This window comes from Allobosea sp. Root381, assembly GCF_001429395.1.
Classification (GTDB): Bacteria; Pseudomonadota; Alphaproteobacteria; order Rhizobiales; family Beijerinckiaceae; genus Allobosea.
On the sequence record NZ_LMJT01000042.1, the window covers coordinates 1 to 23,256 of the forward strand.

A 23,256-nucleotide genomic window follows, 5' to 3' on the forward strand; every position below is an offset into this window, starting at 1 on the left:
GAGACCGCCGCCACCACCGAGGAGCTCGCGGCCTCGGTCAAGGCCTCGGCCCAGGCCTCGAAGGAGGCCGCCGCCATCGCCGACGATGCGATGCAGGCGGCCCAGTCTGGCGGGCAGATCGCCGGCCAGGCGGTCGAGGCGATGGCGCGCATCGAGAGTGCCTCGACCAAGATCTCCGACATCATCCGGGTGATCGACGACATCGCCTTCCAGACCAACCTGCTGGCGCTGAACGCAGCCGTCGAGGCGGCCCGCGCTGGCGATGCCGGCAAGGGCTTTGCGGTCGTGGCCTCCGAGGTGCGCACGCTGGCGCAGCGCTCCAGCGCCGCCGCCAAGGACATCTCCGGCCTGATCTCGTCCTCGAACATGGAGGTCGGNCGCGGTCGTGGCCTCCGAGGTGCGCACGCTGGCGCAGCGCTCCAGCGCCGCCGCCAAGGACATCTCCGGCCTGATCTCGTCCTCGAACATGGAGGTCGGCGAGGGCGTCAAGCTGGTGCGCCAGGCCGGCGAGCAGCTCGACCAGATCCTGTCTCACTCGCGCAAGGTCGCGGCGACCATTGCCGACATCTCGGCGGCGGCCGGCGAACAGGCCAACGGCATCGACGAGATGAGCCAGGCGGTGGCGCATCTCGACGAGATGACGCAGCAGAACGCGGCGCTGTCCGAAGAGAGCGCGGCGTCGGCCGCCTCGCTCTCCTCCCGCATCGGCCAGCTCAACGACCTCGTCGCCGCCTTCAGGACCGGACAGGAGCAGGGCGCGGCGAACTCCGAGCCCGACCGCCTGCGCAAGCTCGCCGAGGCCGCCTTCGTGCAGGGCAGGCAGTCGGCGCCCGCGGCTGCACCGCGCCAGCCCGCCCGCCAGCCGGCGCTCAAGGTGGCCAACGGCCGTGCCAGCGATGCCGGATGGGAAGAGTTCTGAGCGCAAGCACCGCTCTCCCTGAACGGACACCCTGACCCTGCCCTCTCCGGGCAGGGTTTTCCATTGGCGTCATGGGCGGATGGCCGCCCCCTCCCCCGAATGCAGGACGTCGCTTCGCCGGCCGCGCCCTACACCGTCTGCGATCCGGCCCAATTCCGCCTTGGCCGTGCCGAATTCGGGAACGCCTATCGCGACCCGAGATCGCCTGTGGGGATAGCACATCATGAAGACGAGACTTGCCGCCGCCCTGTTCTTCGCGCCGGGGCTGGCCAGTGCCGCCGAAATCGAGCTCGCCTCGCGCATCGAGCGGGTCACGGTCTATCCCGACGGCGCGGTCGTCACGCGCCTGGGCAAGGCCGAATTGCTTCAGGGCGTCTCGCAGGTCGTGCTGCGCGGCCTGCCCGCCTCGATCGACCCGGCCTCGATTCGGGTCGAGGGCAAGGGGAATGGCGCATTCTCCGTCGGCGCGGTCGATGTCCGCCTCGCCCCAGGCGAGGCACGCCCGGTGCTCGACACGGTGATCGAAGGCAAGCTCAGGACGCTGCGCGAGGAGAAGGACGCGCTCGCCGGCAGGATCGAGGCGACCGAGGCCAAACGGACCACCATCGAGCGCTTCGCCCAGACCGGCCCCGACAAGCTCGGCCCCGACGGCAAGGCCCTTCCCGTCTCGGACTGGCCGGCCGTCTTCGAGGCGATAGGGATCTCGCTGGTCAAGGTCCATGACGAGTTGCGCGGCATCCGTGCCCGCGCCGTGGAGGTCGATGGCGAGATCGCCGCCCTGGAACGCGCCCGGCCGCAGGCGGCCAAGCCCGGAGCCCCACGCCGCGACATCGCCATCGCGGTCGAGTCGCCGGCCCCGGTCGCGGCCGAATTCGCCGTGAGCTACCGCGTCGGCGGTGCCGGCTGGACGCCGCAATACGAGGCGCGGCTGACCACCGGCAGCGGCGCTGCGCAGCCCTCGCTCGATCTCGTTCGCCGTGCCGAATTGCGCCAGCGCAGCGGCGAGGACTGGACGGATGTCGCGCTTACCCTGTCGACCACACGCTCCGCCGGCGGCACGCGCGCGCCGGAGCTGCAGCCGATCCAGGTGATGTTCTTCGAGCCGCCGGTGGTCTACGAGAGCCGCCCGCGCGTCGGTGCAGCCCCTGCCCCCATGGCTGCGGCCCGCGCCAGGGCCGAGGCCGAGATACAGGCCGAGAAGTCGCAGCGGTCGACGGCGGCCCCGGTCGCAGCCGATGTCCAGACGGCGCAGGTCGAGGCCGGCGCCTATCAGGCGAGCTTCCAGGTGCCCGGCCGCAGCAGCGTCCCGCAGGACGGCTCGTCGAGGACGGTGGTGCTGAGCCGGGGCAAGGTCGAGCCGACTTTGCTCGCCCGCATCACGCCGGAACTCGAGGAGACCGCCTATCTCGAGGCCGCCTTCACCCATGAGGAGGCGGTTCCGCTCTTGCCCGGCACGGTCGCGCTGCACCGCGACGGCAGCTATATCGGGCGCGGCCGGGTCGGGCTCGTCGCGGCGGGCGACAAGGTCGAGCTCGGCTTCGGTGCCGACGACAAGCTCAAGATCTCCCGCGCCCCGGTCCGGCGCCGCGAGAACGAGCCGACCTGGCTCGGCCAGACCCGCACAGACCTGCGCGAGTTCCGCACCGTCGTGAAGAGCCTGCACGCCCAGCCGGTGAAGGTGACGGTGAGCGAGCGCATCCCCTTCTCGGAGAGCACCGCGATCACGATCGAGACCATCGCTGCCCAGACCACGCCGCCGACGGAGAAGCAGGTCGGCGACAAGCGCGGCGTCTCGGCCTGGACCTTCGACCTCGCGCCGGGCGCGGAGAAGGAGATCAAGGTCGCCTACCGCATCAAATGGCCGGGCGATCGCGAGGTCACCTACGCCCAGCAGCCGCTGCCGCGCTCGGCGAATTGAGGCGCGGACCGGGCCTCCGCGTCGTTCTCGGGCGAAGCGTAGCGCAGACCCGAGAATCTCTTTCAGCGAGCGAGCTCGGACCTCATTGTCATGAGATGCTCGGGTCAAGCCCGAGCATGACGTCGGTCAGCGTCAAACCGCCATCTCCAGCTCGCGCCCGCGGCCGAGCGTGGTCATCCAGTCGTTGAACTGGGGCTGGGCCTTGAGCTGATGGCGATAATGGCGGCGCAGCGCCTCGATCAGCCGGCCCTTGCAGCCGAGCTGCTCGTCGGCGAAGCCGATCATCACCGAATTCGGCCAGGCCTGCGGGCGCACGCTGCGCAGCCGCTCGAACGGCTCGTCCTCCCCGGCATCGGCATCGTTCTGCGCCATCAGCGCGAGCATCGCCGCGGTCGAGCGCGAGATGCCCATATGGCAGTGCACGAGGAGGTGGCCCTCGACGCGCTCGCTCAAGCCTTCGCGCAGGCTCTCGCCGAATTGCAGGATCTGCCCGACATGCTCGGCCACCGGATGAACCTTGCCCTCGGCCGGATCGATGATGTCGTGGAAGCGTAGCGTCACGCGGTGATGCTCGCCATAGGTGCCGAAGGTGTCGATCTCCGGCAGGTCGGGATCGAGCACCGAGAGCACATGGGTGACGCGGCGAACGCTGTGCGACGGCAGTTCCTCGATGCCACAGATCGTCAGGGTCGAGATGGCAAGTGATTGCATGGCAAGGACCGGCGGTTTCGGGACGGCATCGCTTACAGTGCCGGCTTCGCCGCGGGCAACCGACAGGAATGGTGGGCTGCCCCGCATCGTGCGATGCGGGGCGCCTCGTTGTCGTGAGGAAGCGCCGCTTACGCCGCGACGGCCTGCTGCTGCATGCCCAGCTCCTCGTCGACGATGTTCACCCAGAAGCGGATGCCGTCCGGGATGATCGCGTCGTTGAAGTCGTAGAGCGGCGTGTGCAGGCCCTTGAACGAGCCGTCGGCCTCGACACCATTGCCGATCCGCGTGAAGGCGCCGGGCTTGATCAGCATCATCTCGGCGAAATCCTCGCCGCCCGTACCGGGCCTGAGCTTGGAATCGACATGATCAGCGCCGACCGCAGCCGACGCCGCGGCCACCGCGACCTCGACCTGCTCGGCCTTGTTGATCAGCGGGCTCGTGCCGCGATGGTAATGCGCCTCCGCCCTGCAGCCCCAGGCCTGCGCCGTCGCAGCGGCAAGCTCGGCGATGCGCCGCTCGATCGTGTCGCGGATCTCGGCCGAGTAGGTCCGCGCCGTGCCGCCGAGCACGAGCTCGGACGGGATCACGTTGGCGGCCTCGGTCGAGCCGGCATGGATGTAACCGACGCTGATCACCGCCGTGTCGAGCGGCGGCACGTTGCGGCCGACGATGCCCTGCAGGCCGAGGACGAACTGCGCCTGGGCGTAGGTGATGTCGGTCGAGAGATGCGGCTGCGAGCCGCCATGCCCGCCGACGCCGCGGAAGGTGACCTGCCAGCTGTCGGCCGAGGCCAGGAACGGCCCGACCGTGGTGCCGAAATGCGAGGCCGGCAGGCCCGGCGTGTTGTGCAGCCCGTAGATCGCGTCGCAGGGGAAGCGTTCGAACAGCCCGTCGGCCAGCATGGCCTCGGCGCCGCCGCGTCCCTCCTCCGCCGGCTGGAAGATCATGATCGCCGTGCCCGCGAAATCCGGGTTCTCGGCGAGGTAGCGCGCGGCGCCGAGCAGCATCGTGGTGTGGCCGTCATGGCCGCAGGCATGCATCTTGCCGGGATAGGTCGAGGCATGCGGCAGGCCGGTCAGCTCCTCCAGCGCCAGGCAGTCCATGTCGGCGCGCAGGCCGACGGCCCGCTGGCCCGGCCGCTTGCCGCGGATGACCCCGACGACGCCGGTGCCGCCGATGCCCTCGGTGACCTCGATGCCCCATTCGCGCATGTTCTTCGCGACGAGCGCCGCCGTGCGGTGCTCTTCAAGCCCGAGCTCCGGATGGGCGTGGATGTCGCGGCGAATCGCCGTGAACGCGGCATGGTGCCGATCCAGCCAGGTGTCGAGCTTCGTCATCGTCATCATCTGTCCCCTTCGCGCCTTGGGCGCATCCTTAGACTCGCTCTGCAGGCCGCGCCCGCGAGGCGGGCTCGAAGCCTGTGGGTGCGGCGCTCTGACGGCCGCAGGCCCCTTTTCTACACGCTCGCGCTCGCCACGGCCATGCGCGCCAAGCTTGACCTCGGCGCGCGGTTGGCTCATGAGGGCTTGCAAGAACCTGCCTCGGAACCCCGGTCTTGCGCCGGGGTTTTGCGTTTGCGCGGGCACGCTTGCGCTGACAAGGCGAACAAGCAGGAACACCTGAACCATGACAAATGTGGTGGTGGTCGGCGCCCAGTGGGGCGACGAGGGCAAAGGCAAGATCGTCGACTGGCTGTCGAGCCAGGCCGACGTCGTGGTGCGCTTCCAGGGCGGCCACAATGCGGGCCATACCCTCGTCATCGACGGCGTCGTCTACAAGCTTTCGCTGCTGCCCTCGGGCATCGTGCGCCCCGGCAAGCTCTCGGTCATCGGCAACGGCGTCGTCGTCGATCCCTGGCATCTCGTCGAGGAGATCGACCGCCTGCGCGCCCAGGGCGTCGCGATCAGCCCTGAGAACCTGCGCGTTGCCGACAATGCGACGCTGATCCTGCCGCTGCACCGCGAACTCGACCATTTCCGCGAGACCTCGAATGCCGGCCTCAAGATCGGCACGACCAAGCGCGGCATTGGCCCGGCCTATGAGGACAAGGTCGGCCGCCGCGCCATCCGCGTCATCGACCTGAAGGATCCGGCGATCCTCGAGGCCAAGATCGAGCGCCTGCTCGCGCATCACAATGCCTTGCGCCGCGGCCTCGGCATCGCCGAGGTGAATGGCGGCGAGCTGCTCGGCCAGCTCAAGGAGATCGCGGCCAAGGTCCTGCCCTATGCCGATACCGTCTGGGCGCTGCTCGATTCCGAGCGCCGCGCCGGCAGGCGCATCCTGTTCGAGGGCGCGCAGGGCGCGCTGCTCGACGTCGACCACGGCACCTATCCCTTCGTGACCTCGTCGAACATCGTCGCCGGCCAGGCCGCGACCGGCTCCGGAATGGGTCCCTCGGCGGTCGGCTACGTGCTCGGCATCGCCAAGGCCTACACCACCCGCGTCGGCGAGGGCCCCTTCCCGACCGAACTCTTCGACGAGACCGGCGAGCTGATCGGCCAGAAGGGCAAGGAATTCGGCGTCGTCACCGGCCGCAAGCGCCGCTGCGGCTGGTTCGACGCCTGCCTCGTGCGCCAGACCGTCAAGACCTCGGGCATCGACGGCATCGCCCTCACCAAGCTCGACATCCTCGACGGCTTCGAAGAGATCAAGGTCTGCACCGGCTACAGGCTGGACGGCCAGCTGCTCGAGCATCTGCCCGCCGGCCAGAGCGATCAGGCTCGCGTCGAGCCGGTCTACGAGACCATTCAGGGTTGGGAAGGCTCGACCGCCAACGCCCGCTCCTGGGCCGAGCTGCCGGCGCAGGCGATCAAGTATGTCCGGCGCATCGAGGAACTGATCGGCGCGACCGTCGCGGTGCTCTCCACCAGCCCCGAGCGCGACGATACGATCCTGGTCCATAACCCCTTCGAGGGTTGACGCAGCGCCTCAACAGCGACAAGTGAGGCCAATGGCCGACTTCTATCCCATCCTGGCACGGGCCGTCGCCGGGCTGCCCGACACATCGCCGGCGGCGCGCAACGCCATCTACGACCGCGCCAGGGCTGCCCTCATGACGCAGCTCCGCAGCCTCGACCCGCCATTGGGCGAGGCCGAGATCATGCGCGAGCGCCTCGCACTCGACGAGGCCGTGGCGCGAATCGAGGCCGATTACGACGACACGCCCGAGCCGGACCTCGCGCCGCTGCTGAGCCCGGCTGAGCCGGAACCGGAACCGCCGCCTGCCGAGGACCCGACACGCGAAGCGGCCTCGATTCGCCCCGCGGCGCCCCAGCAGCCCCGCGCCGAGGCGCTGCGGGACGAGGAGCGCTTCGACGACGCCCTTCCCGAGCCGTCCGAGCCCCAGGCGATGCGGCCCCGCGTCGCACCGCCGCGCGAGAAGCGCGTCAAGCCCGGCCATCTGCGCACCGCGGTCGTCGCGACCGGCGTCGCCATCGCCGTCGCCGCCATCGCGGCCACCGCCTATTACGTCAACAAGGTGCAGGCGCCCGACACGGCACAGCGCCCGCCGGTCGAGACGCCGGCCCAGCCTGCGCAGCAGGACAATGCCGGCAAGATCAGCGACCGCGTCGGCGATGCCGGTTCGGCCCCGGCCAGCAATCAGCAGCGTCCCGGCAACGCCACGACCGCACCGTCGCAGAACGTCGCGGTGGCGCAGCGCGCCGTGCTCTACACCGAGGATCCCAACAGCCCGCAGGCGCCCCGCTCGCTGACGGGCCGCGTCTTCTGGCGTCTCGACAGCGAGAGCGTCGGCCAGGGACGGCCGGTCGAAACGATCGTGCGCGCGACCGTCGAGATCCCCGAGAACGGGCTGTCGCTCGACTTCACCATCCGCCGCAACACGGATACGGCCTTCCCGGCCTCGCACATCATCGGCATGCGCTTCTCCAGCACCGGCGACCAGGCGACGGAGGCCGTGCGCGAGGTCGGCGTGCCGCAGTTCAAGACCGAGGAAGGCGAGCGCGGCGCGCCGCTCTCCGCCATCAACTCGGCGCTGGGCGAGAACCTCTTCGTCGCCGCGCTCTCGAATGTGCCAGTCGAGGTCGAGCGCAACATCGACCTGATCCTGAGCCGCAGCTGGATCGACGTGCCGGTCCGCTTCGCCTCTGGCCGCCGCGGCATCATCACCTTCGAAAAGGGCGCCCCCGGCAACCAGACGCTGGCCGACGCCTTCGGCCGCTGGCGCTAGACCGACGCACGGCGATGCGCGGTCGCTGACCGCTGCACGCCGGCGGCGCTCTCACCGACCCATCATGGAAACCGGATGCCGGCCAGGCCCGTGAATGTAATGGGTAAATCCGGGCGGAATCTCGATCGGCTGTGCATTCTGAATGAGGTCGTATTCGAGGATGGCCTGGGTCAGCATCTCGAATTCGCGCTCTTCGGCAGTGCCTCTGGAGCATTGCAGCAGTTGGGCAGCGCGCGAGATCGCCGCCTTGCGTTCCTCGCTCGAGAAGATCATCACGGCATCGGCGTTCGGCATAGCCACCTCCCCGCTGCGGATCCAAGCCTCTACGCTAGCGGCCAAATTTACGCTTGACGAGTCCGATTTCGGATAATCGAATCAGTCGGAATAGCGGGCACGGGCGCCTTGACACGGCGCCGGACACCTTTCGGCGATAGCCCGTTCAAAGCGCCTTCGCACCCATCGGCCGAACGTCGTTTCCGTCAGAATTCGTAGGAGAGCTTCAGCTTGGCCTGATGGCGGGGGAAGTTGTCGAGATCGAACGTCCGCCCCGGTGTGGCTTTCGACTTTCCCGCGATCTGGGTCGAGAAGGCAGCGGAGAGCGACACGTTCTCGCTGAGCTGCGCGTAGAAGGTCGGGCCGGCGAAGAGCGCGTGCCCCTCGAAGCGGTTCAGCCCGAAGCCGGCATAGGAGCGCAGATACCGCACTTCGCCGCCGACGAACATCTGCGGGTTGACCTGGAAGGCGAGCGCCCCGGACACACCCAGCCGCGACGAACGTTCCGCCGGCCTGCGGCCCGCCGCGGCGACGCAGGTCTCCAGCGCATCCTGATCCGCATCAGCGAGGCAGGGCCCGGACGGGACGCCTTCCAGCGGCTCGCCATCGCCATTGACCAGTGAAAGCCCGCGCGGGCGGAAGCGCTCGATCTCGTAGACCAGGTTCAATGCGCCGAACAACGTCTTGGGCACAAGTTCGGCATCCAGCGCGATCCGGGCGCCGAGCCCCACGCCTCGGCCACGCTCGCCGCTATCTCCATCCCGGAAGCTCACCTCGGGCTCTAGGACGAATGTCAGGCCAAATGGCGAGGCTGGGCCGCGTTTGATGGCCTGCCATTTGAGTTCGGTCGAGAAGCCGCCGAAACCGCCACCGCTCCGATTGTCCAGGCCCGGCACGTGGCGGATCGAAAAGGCGTCGCCCGTCGCACCGAATTCGATGCTGAGACCCTCCAACGGCGCGAACGCAAAGGTGCCGCCCAGCGCTCCGGCCCGATAGCGGCCGATCCGTCGGCCGAAGGCGCCCTCCCCGGTGCCGGAAATCTCGAACCGGCCCTTGCCGAGAACGCTGGTGCCCTGCGTGAAGCCGAACATGTCCTCCGTCTCGGGGCCTTGCTCGGCGTCGTCATCCTCGCCGCGGCTCTGGTCGGCCGGTCCGGCGCCGGTCTTGAGAATGCTCACGCATTCGCGGAACTGGCCCTCGCCAAGCTCACGCTCGGCGCGGCCGATCCTGCGCTGGAGGTAGCCCCGCTGCGCCGGCGCGGCGCCGGCAGCAGCGGCTCGGTGGCGGCCGATTCCGGAGACACAATCGCTGCGATCATCGGCGTAGCCTGGAATCGCTCCCAGAAGCAGGGAAACGGCCGCTGTCACGACAAGCCGCATGGGACGACCTCGCGGGAACGCTGGACTGCACGCTCCGGATCATGAGACCGATTCGACCATGTAGCCACCAGCAATCTTCCAGCGGACGGCGAAGGATGAACTTCCACGAAACAGGCCGGACCTGCCTGCCTCGGCCGGCGCCGGCCGTTCGCTCTCTCAGTTCGCGCGTTCGGCCGCGAAGCGCGCCGCTGCGCGCAGCGTGTCCGCCTCGGCGCCAAAGCCCTCCAGTGCCGCCGCCGCCTCCGCGCTGAGGCGATCGCGTTCGCGCTTGGCCGCCTCCAATCCCAGCGCCGAGACCAGCGTCGCCTTGCCGCGCCCCTGGTCCTTCGCCGTCGCCTTGCCGAGCTGCTCGGGGCTTGCCTCGACATCGAGGATGTCGTCCGCGACCTGGAAGGCGGCACCCAGCGCCTTGCCGTAACGCATCAGCGCCGCGCGCTGGGCCGCCGAGGCGCCGCCCAGCAGCGCCCCGATCTCGATGCTTCCGGCCAGCAGCGCGCCGGTCTTCATCGCCTGCAGGCGGCGTATCTCCGCCTCCGACAGGGGAATGGCGGCACCATCTGCGAAACGTCCCTCCGCCGCGAGGTCGAGCATCTGACCGCCCGCCATGCCGCCGACGCCCGAAGCCCGGGCGAGCGCGACCACCAGCGCCGAGCGGACATCGCCCGAGGGATGGGTCGTCGGATCGGCCAGGACCTCGAAGGCGAGCGTCAGCAGCGTGTCGCCGGCAAGGATCGCGGTCCCCTCGTCATAGGCCTTGTGCACGGTCGGCTGGCCGCGACGAGTATCGTCGTCATCCATGGCCGGCAGGTCGTCATGCACCAGCGAGTAGCAATGCACGAGCTCGACCGCGGCCCCGGCCCTGAGAGCCTGTGCCGGTGCGACACCGAATAGCCGGGCCGTCTCCACCGTCAGGAAGGGGCGCAGCCGCTTGCCGCCGCCGAGCGCGCCGTGGCGCATCGCCGCGAGCAGCCGGTCCGGACGCAAGATCTCGCCCTCGCGCACATCCTCGGCGAGAAGGCTCGCCAGAACCAGCTCGATCTCGGCGGCGGTTTGCGCCAGCCGTGAAGCGAGGCCATCATCGCCATGGTGTGAATCGGCGTCGCCGGACTTGGAGCCGCCGGACTTGGAGTCGCTGGACTTGGCGGAACTCATGAACGGGCCTTGCGTTGGCTGACCGGCGGCTGGCCCGGCAGGCGGGAAGGACGACTTGTCGGAGCGGGCGGGACTTGCCGGAGCCGGCTCGAACCGTCAAGCCATGGGGATGACAGAAATGGCGGCAGAGCGGGCGAGCAGGCGGCGAGGTTTCCTCGCCATCGCCCTGGGCTGGCTGCCGCGCGTCGTGCTGAGCCTGCTGGCGCTGCTGATTCTCGCCTTGGCGCTGTACCGCTTCGTGCCGGTGCCCTCGACACTGATGTTCGGCCGCTGGCTGACGCTGCGCCCGGTCGAGCGCGAGTGGGTGCCGATCGAGCAGATCTCGCCGGCATTGATCCGCGCCGTGATCGCGGCCGAGGACCAGCGTTTCTGCAGCCATCGCGGCATCGACTGGGTCGAGCTCAACGCCGTACTGGATGATGAGGACGGTCCCTCGCGCGGCGCCTCGACCCTGACGATGCAGACCGCCAAGAACGTCTTCCTCTGGCCCGGCCGCTCCTATCTGCGCAAGGCGCTGGAGATCCCGCTCGCCATGGCCATCGATCTCGCCTGGCCGAAACAGCGGGTGATCGAGGTCTATCTCAACGTGGCCGAATGGGGCGACGGGCTGTTCGGAGCGGAGGCCGCCGCCCAACGTTATTTCGGGAAGCCCGCCGCGAGGCTGACCACGGCGGAAGCGGCACGGCTGGCCGGAGCCCTGCCCAACCCGATCGCCCGCAATGCGGCGAAGCCAAGCCGCGCCCTGCAATCGGCCTCCGGCCGCATCCAGCGCCGCGTCGGGCAGCTCGGCCCCCTCGGGAACTGCGCCGTACCGGGTTGAGTCGCGGCCCGCGCCGCAGTCGCCTGCCGTCATCAAGAGCGCAAGCGGAGCAATCCAGGTGGCGTAGTGCGCTGCAGTTCCTGGATTGCTTCGTCGCTTGCACTCCTCGCAATGACGCGTTCAGCACCTCGACGGAGCGAGAGTTCGATTCAGCACTAGCCTTCCGCTGTCCGAGCGTGTATGGGCAACCCCATCACGAGATTGATCCGTCGTCGTGGCGGTGGCGTGGCCGTAGGGCAGCGCTTCCGGGCGGCGGCACGATGGAGAGTATCATGGCCGTTCCGAAGAGAAAGACGTCGCCGTCGAAGCGTGGCATGCGCCGCTCGGCCGACGCGCTGAAGCAGCCCACCTATATCGAAGACAAGAACTCCGGCGAACTGCGCCGCCCGCACCATGTCGACCTGAAGTCGGGCATGTATCGCGGTCGCCAGGTGCTGAAGGCCAAGACCGAGGCCTGAAAATCGAGGCCGTAAGGCCTCGCGCTGCCCCGCAGCGTTCCGGAGCCGGCCGCGAGGCCGGCTTTTTCTTTGTGGTGAGCCGGAGCTTTACGATAGACCCCGGATCGACGCTGCTTCGCAGCGTGTCCGCGATGATCGGGCGTTTCCACGTAGAATCGACATCTGCCCGGAACGGGATCGCCGCCGACTCTCGTTTCCCGGTTCAGGCCTAGGGCTTGCCCCGAACCAGCACCCGCGAACGGCCGGCCCGTGCCCGCAATGCCGCTGCGCGATAGAGCCGCGCCGCCATCTCCGGCGTTTCACGTCCGCGCCGGGCGAAGGGTCCGATCTCGGCCTGGCTCGCGGCAAGCTGCAGGAGCAGCATCGCGCTGGCCGCCGCGGCCCGCTCGCCTGCCCCCTCCCGCTGCTCCGACCTGACCATGTGCCACTCCGCGACGCCAGGACGGGCGCCGGAGGGCAAGCTGCACGTGGCTTGCCAGGGTTTAACGCTGCATTAACCCTGTTTGCCGCATCGTTTCGGGACAGTTTCCGTCCGGACCGGGCGATTCGGCACGGTCCCGTTGCCGGGCACCCGGTCGCCTCGAGGCCGCCTCGCGATGCCCGTGCCGTCGATCTTCAACTCGCATGACGACAGCCGCGTGGATCCGCGCAACCTGCTCTCCTCCATCGGGGAGGTCGTCTATAGCTGGGACATCCAGAGCGACGCCCTGAGCTGGGGCCCGAACGCCGCCGACGTGCTGGGAACGCTTCCGGAAGCGGCGATGACCCGCGGCCTCGGATTCGCCGGCCTGGTCGAGCCCGGCAGCGGGCGCAGCCGCTACGACGCGATCTTCTCCTCCGGCGGCCATGACGAAGGCGAAGGCGTGATCTACCGCACGCGCTACGCCGCGGAACTCGGCGGCCGCAGCATGTGGATCGAGGATGCCGGCCGCTGGTTCGCGGGAACCGACGGCCGCCCCGCCTGTGCACGCGGCGTGCTCAGGCTGGAGCGGCAGGTCCGTCCGGAAGAGCTCATGGTGCAGACCGGCGAGCTCGGCGACCGCTCGGTGCTGCTGGAGCGCCTCGCCTCGTCCCTTTCGGAGCATCTGCCGGCCGAGCGCCCGCTGGTCGTGCTGGTCGCGGCGATCGACGAGCTCGCCCGGCTGAACGACGATTTCGGCCATGAGGCGACCGATGAGATCATCGGCGCGGTCCAGGAGCGGTTGCGCTCGGTGACGCGCCGGCGCGACCATCTCGTGCGCTATTCCGGCAACCGCTTCGCTATCCTTCTCACCGGCTGTCCGCCGGACCAGGTCGAGGCCGCGGCGCGGCGCTTCACCCGGGCCGTGGCTCAGACCGCCATCGAGACCACGCGCGGCATCGCGCTGGTGCGCCTGCGCGTCGGCGCGGCCTGCGCGCCTGCCCTCTCGACCCATGCCGGCACGCTGCTCTCGGCCGCCGAAAACGCGCTGTCCGGCGCCAGGGCAAGCGCCTGCGACGAAGCCGTGATCGCCCGCCGCCAGGAGAGCCGGGAGCCGGGAGACAGCCGCGCCGGCTTCGACGTGCGTGCCCTCGCTGCCCTGAACGAGCGGCGTGTCGAACTCGCGCTGCAGCCCATCGTGAAGGCCAGGACGCGCGAGGTCGCGTTCCATGAGGCGCTGCTGCGAGTGGCGATCGGCAAGGACGGCGCCTTCTTCGCGACGGCCGAGCTGATCCCGATGCTGGAACGGCGCGGCCTCGTGCGGCTGTTCGACCACCGCGTCCTCGAGCTCGCCCTGGATCTGCTCGCCCGCGAGCCCGCGATGACGCTGTCGATCAACGTCTCGCCGCGCTCGCTTGCCGATCCGGAATGGCTCGATGCCTTTCTCGCCTGCACCTGCGGAGCGCCCAGCGTCGCCGAGCGGCTGATCGTCGAGATCACCGAGACCGCGACGATCGACAATCCCGCGCGGGTCGCTAAGCTGCTCGGGCAGGTCAAGAGCCGGGGCGCGCGCATCGCCATCGACGATTTCGGCGCCGGCCACACCTCGCTCAGGCACCTGCGCGCCTTCCCCATCGACGTGCTGAAGATCGACGGCACCTTCACGCAGAACCTGCGTCGCTCGACCGATGACCGCTTCTATGTCCGCACGCTGATCGACCTCGCCCGCCATCTCGATGTCGAGACTGTCGCCGAATGGGTCGACGACGAGATGCAGGCATCCATGCTCGCCGATTGGGGCGTGACCTATCTGCAGGGCCACCTGATCGGGAAGGCCGAACTGCAGCGCCCTGCTCAAGACCGACAGGGCAAGTTCGCGGCGCGTTAGACCGCGCCGGTCATTCTCGGAGCCACACCGTCATTCCGGGGCAGGCCGCAGGCCTGAGCCCGGAAACCCAGAACCGATGCGCTGCATCGACTGGGCGGAGATGGAATCGGCCTTCCCTCGGAATAACATCGGTTCCGGGTTCCGGGCTCTTCGCTTCGCGAAGCCCCGGAAGGACAGGGGAGGCCCACGCCCTCACTTCGTCTTGGCGAGCTTGTCCAGCCGTTCGCGCATCTCGTTCAGCTCGCGCTTGAGATCGCCGAGATCGTCGCTCTTGGCGCCGGCCGCGACGTTCTCCTCCTGCGCCTTTGCCGCCGCAGTCGCGGCGAACGGGTTGAACAGCCGGAACGCCTCGGTGAACATCGTCATGTTGGCGCGCGTCTGCGCCTGGATCGCATCCATAGCGCCGGCGCCGCCGAAAGCCCCGCCTGAGAAGGCCTTGCCCATCTGCTCGCGGAACTGGTTCTGTTCCTTGGTCAGATTCTCCATCGAGAATTCGAGATAGCGCGGCACCAGCGCCTGCATGCTGTCGCCATAGAAGCGGATGAGCTGGCGCAGGAAGGCGATCGGCAGCAGGTTCTGCCCGTCCTTGGATTCCTCGTCGAAGATGATCTGCGCCAGCACCGAACGGGTGATATCCTCGCCCGACTTGGCATCGTAGACGACGAAATCCTCGCCGGCGCGCACGAGCCCGGCGAGATCCTCCAGCGTCACATAGGAACTCGTACCCGTGTGGTAGAGACGGCGATTGGCGTATTTCTTGATGACGGTCGGTTCTTTGTCGCTGGTCATCACGATCCTTGCAACGCGTTGGCCCAATGCCCGCCGCAAGGAAATGCGACAGGCCGGCTCACGGTCTCCTCGCGATGATGGTAGCCGCTCGGCAGGCCGCTGCAAGTCATTTGAGCGCACTGCGCATAATCACGACTAAAGCATGACGGGAATCGCGCATCTTTACGGCGTCTACGCTCTCGCACCCGCCAAAGGATGGTATCCATGGCAGTTGCTTCACTTGACGGCAGCGCGGCGGGCTTCGAAGGTATCCTTCGAACCGGGCGCCCGGCATAGCCGGTCGTCGCGCCGAAGACGATAGCACAGCAAGGAATTTCTCCATGGCCGATACGGACATCGTGATCGTGGGCGCGGCCCGCACCGCGGTCGGCGCCTTCAACGGCGCCTTCGCCAACACGCCGGCGCATGAACTCGGCGCCGCCGCGATCAAGGAGGCGCTCGCCCGCGCCAAGGTCGATCCCGCCGATGTCGACGAGGTCATTCTGGGCCAGATCCTCACCGCCGGTCAGGGTCAGAACCCGGCGCGCCAGGCGGCGATGAAGGCCGGCATCCCGCAGGAGGCCTCCGCCTGGGGCATCAACCAACTCTGCGGCTCGGGCCTGCGCGCCGTCGCGCTCGGCCTCCAGCAGATCGCCAATGGCGACGCCGACATCATCGTGGCCGGCGGCCAGGAATCGATGTCGATGTCGCAGCACGGCGCGCATCTGCGCAACGGCACCAAGATGGGCGACACCAAGTTCGTCGACACGATGATCAAGGACGGGCTCTGGGACGCCTTCCACGGCTACCACATGGGCACCACCGCCGAGAACGTCGCGACCAAGTGGCAGATCAGCCGCGAGGAGCAGGACGCCTTCGCCGCGAAGTCCCAGAACAAGGCCGAGGCCGCACAGAAGGCCGGCCGCTTCAAGGACGAGATCGTCCCGTTCACCGTCTCGACCCGCAAGGGCGACATCGTCGTCGACGCCGACGAATATCCGCGCCACGGTGCGACCGTCGAGGCCATGGCGAAGCTCAAGCCGGCCTTTTCGAAGGAGGGCACGGTGACGGCCGGCAATGCCTCGGGCATCAATGACGGCGCCGCGGCGCTGGTGCTGATGAGCGCCAAGGAGGCGCAGAAGCGCGGGCTGAAGCCGCTCGCCAGGATCGTTTCCTGGGCCACCGCCGGCGTCGATCCCGCGATCATGGGCTCGGGCCCCATCCCGGCGACCCGCAAGGCGCTCGAGAAGGCAGGCTGGAAAGCCTCGGACCTCGACCTCGTCGAGGCCAACGAAGCCTTCGCGGCGCAGGCGCTCGCGGTCAACAAGGACCTCGGCTGGAACCCGGACATCGTCAACGTCAATGGCGGCGCGATCGCGATCGGCCATCCGATCGGCGCGTCCGGCGCCCGCGTCCTCGTCACGCTGCTGCACGAGATGGCCAAGCGCGATGCCAAGAAGGGCCTCGCGACGCTCTGCATCGGCGGCGGCATGGGCGTCGCCATGGCACTGGAACGCTGAGCCCCGGCGATGCCGAAGCAGACCACGCTCTATCGCTATCTCACGGGCCCCGATGACGCATCCTTCTGTCATCGGGTCTCGGAGGCGTTGAGCCAGGGCTGGGTCCTGTACGGAAACCCGACCCTGACCTTCGACGCGGTCCAGGGCCGCGTCGTTTGCGGCCAGGCCGTCATCAAGGACATCGACGGGACATATGCGCCCGGCATGAAGCTGTCGGAAGAATAGCGCGGCGCCGACGCCGCCTTAGAAGGGGAGAAGGGCAATGGCGAAGCTGGCGTTGGTTACGGGCGGGACACGGGGCATCGGGGCGGCGATCAGCCGGGCCCTGCAGGAGGCCGGCCACAAGGTCGCCGCCAGCTATGCCGGCAATGACGAGGCGGCCGCCAAGTTCAAGGCCGAGACCGGCATCCCCGTCTACAAATGGGACGTCGGCGACTATGACGCCTGCGCGGCCGGCGTCGCCAGGGTCGAGGCCGAGAACGGCCCTGTCGACATCCTCGTGAACAATGCCGGCATCACCCGCGACGGCTTCTTTCACAAGATGACCAAGGAGCATTGGTCGGACGTAATCCGTACCAATCTCGATTCGCTGTTCAACATGACGCGGCCGGTGATCGAGGGCATGCGGGCCCGCGGCTTCGGGCGGATCGTGGTGATCTCCTCGATCAACGGCCAGAAAGGCCAGATGGGCCAGGTCAACTACTCCGCCGCCAAGGCCGGCGACATCGGCTTCGTCAAGGCGCTGGCCCAGGAGAACGCCGCCAAGGGCATCACCGTCAACGCGATCACGCCGGGCTATATCGGCACCGACATGGTCGCGGCGATGCCCGAGGAAGCGCTCAAGCGCGTCGTCGCCGGCATTCCGGCGGGGCGCCTCGGCAAGCCCGAGGAGATCGCCGCCATGGTGGTCTTCCTCGCCTCCGAGCAGGGCGCCTTCGCCACCGGCGCTACCTTCGCCGTCAACGGCGGGCAGTACATGGCCTGAGAACGAACTGCTTCTCCGAACGACGGTCATTTCCTCAGGATGAGGGCGAGGGACAAGGCGGGGTAGGCGCACCGCCTCGTCACGCAGCCACCGCCGGCCGAGGCGACCCGTCCGCCTCGGTCGCCTCGGGCTCCTGCGAGATCGGCGCCGTCATGGGATCGATGATCGCGAAGGGCCGCTCGACATGCTCCGGCGCCTCGCGCACCCGCATGCGCCAGACCGTGACGACCGCGAGCGTCAGCGTCATCGTCGCCATGAAGTAGAGCAGGCCGTTGATGTCGAAGCGCCCCATGACCTCGGCACCGATGATCGGGCCGAGCGCCGAGCCGATACCCGAAACCAGGATGAGCCGGCCGCTCACCGCCACGACGCGGTCGGACGGCATCCGGTCGAGCGCATGCGCGACGCAGACCGGATAGAGCGTCGACATGAAGCCGCCCAGAAGCGCCGCGACCGGCAGCACCGTTGCCAGGCTCGGCGGCAGCAGCACCAGCAGCACTGCCGCCGCCGCATAGCCCAACGCCAGCCCGACCAGCACCAGCCGGCGGTCGTTGCGGTCGGACAGGCGGCCGACCGGCACCTGCAGCGCCAGCCCTCCGAGCACGGCGACCAGCATGAACAGCGCGATCGTGCCCTGGGCGATGCCGGTGCTCAGCATCCAGGCCGGCACCAGCGCGTAGAAGGCGCTGCTGATCATGCCGCTGACGAGGCAACCGGCGACCGCGACCGGCGCCTGCCGCGTCAGCTCGCCATAGGGCAAGCTCCCGCCTTCGGATACGAGCGTCGGCGCCTCGGCTCGCGTCGTGCAGACGAGGATGAGCGCGAGCGCGAAGACTGCGCTGACGGCGTGGAAGGCCGCCGCCGAATGGATGTCGAGCGAGGCGATCACCAACTGGCCGATGGCCAGCGCCATGAAGGTGCCGACCATGTAGGTCGAGAACACCCGCCCGCGCTGGTCCGGCAGCGCCTTGGCGTTGAGCCAGCTCTCGGTGGTGATGAAAAGGCCCACGCAGCCGATGCCCATCGCGATCCGGCAGGCGATCCAGGATGCAGGCGAGATGAGGAGCGGCATCGCCGCAGCACCGATTACGACCAGCCCGGCGAAGGCGGCATAGGCACGGATATGGCCGATGCGCTGGATCACGTTGCCGCAGCCGACCGCGCCGAGCGTGAACCCGACGAAATAGGACGAGAGCACGATGCCGTTCAGGCCCGCGCCGAAATTCTCGAAGGTCAGGCGCAGGGAGAGGAAGGTGTTGAAGAAGCCATTGGCGAGCTGGACCAGGCTGGTGGCGGCAATAAGCGTCCCGATCTGGACCAGCACGGCGTCCCTCCTGCGCATCCGGCCGGCGCCTCTCGGCCGACTCGGGCGGAATCGCTAGGGACGAAATGTGGGCTCAGTGCGTCAGCGGCCTGGAAATCGACGCCCGGCCTGAAGTCGAGGCTATTACGTCAGCCCCGCGACGAGCGCGGCAGCAGGAAAGTCAGGAGGCCGAGCGCCGGGAGCCAGGCGCAGAGCTTGAACACCTCGACGATGCCGATGCGGTCCGCCAGCGCACCGAGCAGCGCCGCCGCGACGCCGGCCAGCCCGAAGGACAGCCCGTAGAACAGCCCGCCGACCAGCCCGACGCGATGCGGCACAAGGTCGATCGCGTAGATCAGGATCGCCGAGAACGCACTCGCCATCACGAAGCTGATGATAACGCTCAGCACGCCGGTCCAGAACAGATCGGCATGGGGCAGCATCAGCGCGAAGGGCAGCGAGCCGACGATCGACAGCCAGATCACCCGGTCGCGGCCGATCCTGTCGCCGACCATGCCGCCGATGATGACGCCGAAGGTGCTGACCAGCAGATAGAGAAACAGCATGATCTGCGAGAGCTGCACCGAGACCTCGAAGCGCGTGATCAGGTAGAAGGTGTAGTAGGAGGTGAAGGCGGCAGTGTAGCCGTTCTTCGAGATCAGCAGCAGGATCAGGATCGTCATCGCGAAGAGCACGCGCCCGCGCGAAAGCCCGTGCGCCGCCGTCTCGTCGCCATGCCCCTTCGCCTGGCTGCGCCGGAAGGCGCTGTAGCGCGACGCGGTCCAGGCCATCAGCGTCATCGCGACCAGCACGACGATCGAGAACCAGGCCAGGCTCGCCTGCCCCCTGGGCACCACGACCATGGCTGCGAGCAGCGGACCGACGGCATAGCCGGCATGGCCGCCGACCTGGAACAGTCCCTGGGCCAGCCCCTGCCGGCCAGCCGCGGCATGCCGCGCCATTCGCGTTGCCTCGGGGTGGAACACGGCCGAGCCCAGCCCGACCAGTGCCGCCCCCACCAGCACGATGCCGTAGCTCGCCGCAAAGGACAGCGTCAGCAGCCCGGCCAGCGTCGCCCCCATGCCGGCGACCATCGCATAAGGCCAGGGCCGCCTGTCGGTGAGATAACCGAGCAGCGGCTGCAGCAGCGACGACGTGACCTGGAAGGCGAGCGTGATCAACCCGATCTGGACGAAATCGAGCTGGTAGCGCTCCTTGATCAACGGATAGAGCGCCGGGATCATCGACTGAAGCAGGTCGTTCAGCAGATGCGCGACGCTGAGCGCGACGAGGATCGGGATCAGGGGGCGGCGCTCGGCCGCCGGCAGGGAGAGCGTGGTCATGCCTGACGCTTGGTCCTTCGGCCGATTACGGTCAATGCCCCCATACGGCGTGCAGGTCATGGCATCCATGGCGTGGGAGCCGTGCTGCGATGCGGCAATGGCGCCGTGTTCGCTCCGAACCGCGCCGTCATCCCGGACACGCTGCGAAGCAGCGCCGATCCGGGGTCCAACGCAGCGACTGATCCTCGTGCTGGCGGGCTATGCCGAGCCGAGTTCGCTGCCGGCTCCTTCCTGCGTGCTGATCGTGGCCGGGGCGCTGGTGGCGAGTGGGCGCCACGGCGCATAGCGCAAGACGCCGAGAACCCCTCTCCTATAGGGAGAGGGCTCCCCACGCGTCGGGAAATGACGCCGCCGCTCAGTTTTGCCTGAGCAGGCGCTCCAGATAATCCAGTTCCTCCATCGGCCGCGACGGATCGCCGAGCCGGCGGCGCAGCTCTTCCAGGATGCGGCGGGCCCGCTGCGTCGCGCTCTCGTCGGCGCCCGGCACGCGCACGCGGCCATCGGCCCAGTCGCGCTGGCGCTGCGGCCGCCCGAGCGGGTCCTCACGGCCGCGCTGCTGCGCAGAGGGGCGCCCGGCCGGCTGGCCGTCGGGCTCGCCATAGGCGTTGTCGCCCGGCTCGCCGCCCTCGCCGGGCTGACCCTGCATCTGCTGGGCAAGGTTCTGGCCGCCCTTGCGCAGCGCCTCCAGCGCCCGCCCCTGTGCATCGAGCGCACCTTCGCCCTGGCCCTGGCCGAGCTGTTCGCCGGCCTCGCCCATCGCATCCTCGGCCTCGCCGAGCTCGCCCTGCTGGGGCGCGCCCATGCCGCGCATCCGCCGCTGCAGGTCCTGCAGCCGCTCGCGCAGCTGCTGCTGGCGCTGGGCCAGGCTCTGGCCGCCCTGGCCATTCTGGCCCATCTGGCCTTCGCCCTCCTCGCCCTCTTCCCCCTCGCCCTGCTCGCCGGGTTGCTGCCCCGGCTGCTGGCTGCGCTGGCCCTGCTGACGCTGACCCTGCTGGCCGGGGCGCGCCTGCTGCTGGCCGGGCCGGCGGCCCTGCTGGGCGCGGTTCTGGCGGCGCTGCTCCTGCTGGAAGGTCTCGTCCCGCAAATCCTGCTGCTCGCGCGTCATCCGGTCGAGATCGCCGAGCGCCTGGTTCATCTCGCGCTGGCGCGGGTCCTGCTGGCCCGGGCGAGCCATCTGCAGGTTGTTGAGCATCTGGTTGAGCTCTTCCATCAGCCGCTGCGCCTCGGCCATGTCGCCGCGCTTCGACAGCTCCTCGATGCGGTTGAGCATGTTCTGCAGGTCTCGCGGCGTCACCGTCTTGAAGTTTTCCGGGAGCTGCGACATCTGGTTGGGATCAGCATTCTGCTGCTGCCGCTGCATCTGCTCGGCGAGCTGGCGCATGAACTGGTCCATCGCCCGGCGCATTTCCTCGGTGAGCTTCTTGATCTCCTCCTCGGAGGCGCCGCGCTCGAGCGCCTGCTGCAGGTTCTCCTGCGCGGCCCTTAGCGCCCGCTCTGCATCCGACAGGTCGCCATCCTCGAGCTGGAGCGCCAGCGCCCACATAAGATCGGCGACCTCGCGCAGCTGATCGTCGCTCGAACTCTTGCGCAGTCGCTCCGTGACCATGCGCATGCCGAGATAGACGCCGGTCTCCTTCATGAAGAGATCGGGCTCGATCAGCAGCGAATCCATCGCGAGCTGGACTTTGCGGCGGTCGTCGACATCCATCACGAGCTTGCGGCGCTGCTCGACCAACGCCTTGGGCAGCGGCTTGGCGAAGGTCCGCTGCGGCAGCACGACCTCGACCGGCTCGCTGCGCCCCTCCTGCCCGGCCTCGTCGCGCGCCACCAGCGTCATCCTGACCTTGGCGCCGGCCCAGGGATGGGCCGAGAAATCTACGGTGCTCTTCATCTCTTCCTCGCCCGAGGGCGAGGACGGCACGCTGAGCGCCTGCTTCGGCGCCTCGACCAGCGAGCGCCCGGTCGAAGGCGGGCCGCTGCGCTCCACCGTCGCCTCGACCGAGGCGACGCCATAATCGTCGGTGACGCGATAGGTCAGCGAGAGCCCGCCGCTCTGCGCGCCCGTGACCGGCTTGGGCGGCTCGACGAAGCCGATCGCCGGCGGCTGGTCGGCGACGGCGGTGATCGACAGCGTCGTTCCCGGCGCGCCGCTCCCGGTCAGCCTGATCGTGCCGTTACCCGCCACGGTAAAGCGCTTCTCGACGACGGCCTGCGCCTCGCCGACAGCCGGCTTGGCCGCCGTAGGAGAGGCCTTGCCGCCCTGAGTCTGATCGCCAGCAGCCTTGTCGCCCGGAGCCTTGGCGTCGGGAAGAGGCAGGGCGTCGAGCCGGCCGGTGGTCGCGACATCCATCGCGGTCTTGCCGGCGATGCGCACCACGATGGTCGATTTCTCAGGCGCGTTGATCTGCGGGCTCGCGAGCTTCGCGAAATCGATCAGCATCGGCGGCAGCCGCGTATAGGCGGGCGGATCGATCCAGGCATCGACGCGGATCGCGGCCGCCGGCGACGGCGGCCCGCGCCAGTCGAAGGCCGCGCCCAGGCGCGGGATCGCCTCATGGCCGGCGACGAAGAAGGCGGTGACGGCGGCGAAAAGCGGCACGGCACGCAGCGCGTAGCGGTCCCGCCCGGCCATCCGCGGTTGCGGCGGCGCGACGCGAAGGCCGGCGACCTGCGCGCTCTGGCGCTCGACATGAAGCGTCCACAGCGCCTGAGAGACGGGATCCTTCGCGCCGACGGCGAGACTGTCCTCCAGCGCCGAGGCAGGGCGATGCCCGCCCTGAAACGAGCGGTCGAGCCGCGCCAGCGCATCGCGATGGGTCGGCAGCGCGGTGGTCGCGACCCGCCAGAAGCTCGCGGCGAGGGCAACGAGGAAGAGGGAGACCCCGAGGGCGCGGCCCTGCCAGGGCAGGTGCGTCCAGAGCCCGAACCAGGAAACGGCGAGGAAGCTGAGCAGCACGGCCGCAGGCAGCCAGAGCCGCGGCCAAAGGCGCTCCCAGCCCAGCGAGACCCGCGACGCCATGGCAAGGCGGGCGAGCCGCTGCCGCACGCCTTCGACCCGATCCGGCGCCTTGCGGCGCTGCGCCTCACTCATGCCGTCGCTCCGAGCCGCCCCCAATGCCGCTTGGAATTCTCCGCCTGGACATCTGCCACGATCCGGACGCTAGCACGGGAATGTGGCAAGGCCAGAGCGAAGGCTACGTGCTTCGGCCCGCTCGACGTTTCGTGAACAC

At 68.9% G+C, this 23,256-nt stretch carries 19 protein-coding genes; 9 read left to right on the plus strand and 10 right to left on the minus strand.

All coding sequences use genetic code 11. The annotated features are described in order from the left end of the window. Positions 1-1,142 precede the first annotated feature (1,142 nt). A complete protein-coding gene (locus tag ASE63_RS23430) occupies positions 1,143-2,837 on the plus strand; it encodes a mucoidy inhibitor MuiA family protein (RefSeq protein WP_056807549.1) in 1,695 nt (564 codons plus the stop codon). 132 nt (positions 2,838-2,969) lie between these two features. Here the strand turns inward: ASE63_RS23430 and ASE63_RS23435 are convergent, their stop codons facing one another. Together ASE63_RS23435 and ASE63_RS23440 are read right to left on the minus strand one after the other, a co-directional pair. Then, a complete protein-coding gene (locus tag ASE63_RS23435; protein ID WP_056807554.1) occupies positions 2,970-3,548 on the minus strand; it encodes a dual specificity protein phosphatase family protein in 579 nt (192 codons plus the stop codon). Between the two features lie 128 nt (positions 3,549-3,676). Further along, positions 3,677-4,891 carry an amidohydrolase gene (locus ASE63_RS23440; RefSeq protein ID WP_056807816.1) on the minus strand — a complete coding sequence of 405 codons (1,215 nt, stop codon included), beginning with the start codon at positions 4,889-4,891 and terminating at the stop codon, positions 3,677-3,679. A gap of 283 nt (positions 4,892-5,174) precedes the next feature. Between ASE63_RS23440 and ASE63_RS23445 the strand changes: the two genes are divergently transcribed. Together ASE63_RS23445 and ASE63_RS23450 are read left to right on the plus strand one after the other, a co-directional pair. After that, complete coding sequence (locus tag ASE63_RS23445; protein ID WP_056807557.1) at positions 5,175-6,467, plus strand: adenylosuccinate synthase; 1,293 nt, start codon at positions 5,175-5,177, stop codon at positions 6,465-6,467. A 31-nt stretch (positions 6,468-6,498) separates the two neighbouring features. Beyond that, positions 6,499-7,737, plus strand: a complete 1,239-nt coding sequence (locus ASE63_RS23450) for a hypothetical protein (protein ID WP_056807560.1) — start codon at positions 6,499-6,501, stop codon at positions 7,735-7,737. Between the two features lie 51 nt (positions 7,738-7,788). Here the strand turns inward: ASE63_RS23450 and ASE63_RS23455 are convergent, their stop codons facing one another. The 3 genes from ASE63_RS23455 to ASE63_RS23465 form a co-directional block, all read right to left on the minus strand. After that, complete coding sequence (locus tag ASE63_RS23455) at positions 7,789-8,031, minus strand: hypothetical protein (protein ID WP_056807564.1); 243 nt, start codon at positions 8,029-8,031, stop codon at positions 7,789-7,791. 185 nt (positions 8,032-8,216) lie between these two features. Continuing rightward, positions 8,217-9,389, minus strand: a complete 1,173-nt coding sequence (locus ASE63_RS23460; RefSeq protein WP_056807568.1) for a hypothetical protein — start codon at positions 9,387-9,389, stop codon at positions 8,217-8,219. Between the two features lie 156 nt (positions 9,390-9,545). After that, complete coding sequence (locus ASE63_RS23465; RefSeq protein WP_056807570.1) at positions 9,546-10,541, minus strand: polyprenyl synthetase family protein; 996 nt, start codon at positions 10,539-10,541, stop codon at positions 9,546-9,548. A gap of 103 nt (positions 10,542-10,644) precedes the next feature. Between ASE63_RS23465 and mtgA the strand changes: the two genes are divergently transcribed. Then, positions 10,645-11,361, plus strand: coding sequence for a monofunctional biosynthetic peptidoglycan transglycosylase (mtgA, locus tag ASE63_RS23470; RefSeq protein WP_082610230.1), 717 nt, complete (start codon positions 10,645-10,647; stop codon positions 11,359-11,361). Between the two features lie 272 nt (positions 11,362-11,633). Next, positions 11,634-11,819, plus strand: a complete 186-nt coding sequence (gene rpmF / locus ASE63_RS23475) for a 50S ribosomal protein L32 (protein ID WP_043233137.1) — start codon at positions 11,634-11,636, stop codon at positions 11,817-11,819. A gap of 208 nt (positions 11,820-12,027) precedes the next feature. Here rpmF and ASE63_RS23480 read toward each other — a convergent pair whose 3' ends face one another. Then, positions 12,028-12,240, minus strand: a complete 213-nt coding sequence (locus tag ASE63_RS23480) for a hypothetical protein (protein ID WP_056807574.1) — start codon at positions 12,238-12,240, stop codon at positions 12,028-12,030. Between the two features lie 175 nt (positions 12,241-12,415). Here ASE63_RS23480 and ASE63_RS23485 point away from each other — a divergent pair, with 175 nt between their 5' ends. After that, complete coding sequence (locus ASE63_RS23485; protein ID WP_056807576.1) at positions 12,416-14,107, plus strand: bifunctional diguanylate cyclase/phosphodiesterase; 1,692 nt, start codon at positions 12,416-12,418, stop codon at positions 14,105-14,107. Positions 14,108-14,299: 192 nt separating this feature from the next. Here ASE63_RS23485 and phaR read toward each other — a convergent pair whose 3' ends face one another. Then, positions 14,300-14,896, minus strand: coding sequence for a polyhydroxyalkanoate synthesis repressor PhaR (gene phaR, locus ASE63_RS23490; protein WP_056807577.1), 597 nt, complete (start codon positions 14,894-14,896; stop codon positions 14,300-14,302). Between the two features lie 320 nt (positions 14,897-15,216). On the opposite strand from phaR, the gene ASE63_RS23495 reads away from it, so the two are divergent. From ASE63_RS23495 to phbB, 3 genes are read left to right on the plus strand one after another with little or no spacing between them, the layout of a single operon-like run. Next, on the plus strand, positions 15,217-16,395 hold the full coding sequence (locus ASE63_RS23495) for an acetyl-CoA C-acetyltransferase (protein WP_056807579.1): 1,179 nt from the start codon (positions 15,217-15,219) through the stop codon (positions 16,393-16,395). A gap of 9 nt (positions 16,396-16,404) precedes the next feature. Next, positions 16,405-16,620, plus strand: coding sequence for a DUF1737 domain-containing protein (locus ASE63_RS23500; RefSeq protein ID WP_056807581.1), 216 nt, complete (start codon positions 16,405-16,407; stop codon positions 16,618-16,620). Between the two features lie 37 nt (positions 16,621-16,657). Further along, positions 16,658-17,380 carry an acetoacetyl-CoA reductase gene (gene phbB, locus ASE63_RS23505; protein ID WP_056807583.1) on the plus strand — a complete coding sequence of 241 codons (723 nt, stop codon included), beginning with the start codon at positions 16,658-16,660 and terminating at the stop codon, positions 17,378-17,380. A gap of 79 nt (positions 17,381-17,459) precedes the next feature. On the opposite strand, the gene ASE63_RS23510 is transcribed toward phbB, so the two are convergent. The 3 genes from ASE63_RS23510 to ASE63_RS23520 form a co-directional block, all read right to left on the minus strand. After that, the gene (locus ASE63_RS23510; RefSeq protein WP_056807818.1) at positions 17,460-18,704 is read right to left on the minus strand and encodes an MFS transporter; all 1,245 of its coding nucleotides are present in this window, start codon (positions 18,702-18,704) and stop codon (positions 17,460-17,462) included. Between the two features lie 128 nt (positions 18,705-18,832). Next, positions 18,833-20,026 (minus strand): MFS transporter, encoded by a 1,194-nt coding sequence (locus ASE63_RS23515; RefSeq protein ID WP_056807585.1) that lies wholly within the window; start codon positions 20,024-20,026, stop codon positions 18,833-18,835. 355 nt (positions 20,027-20,381) lie between these two features. After that, entirely contained in the window at positions 20,382-23,117 is a 2,736-nt protein-coding gene (locus tag ASE63_RS23520; protein WP_056807587.1) for a TIGR02302 family protein, read from the minus strand. Positions 23,118-23,256: the final 139 nt, after the last annotated feature.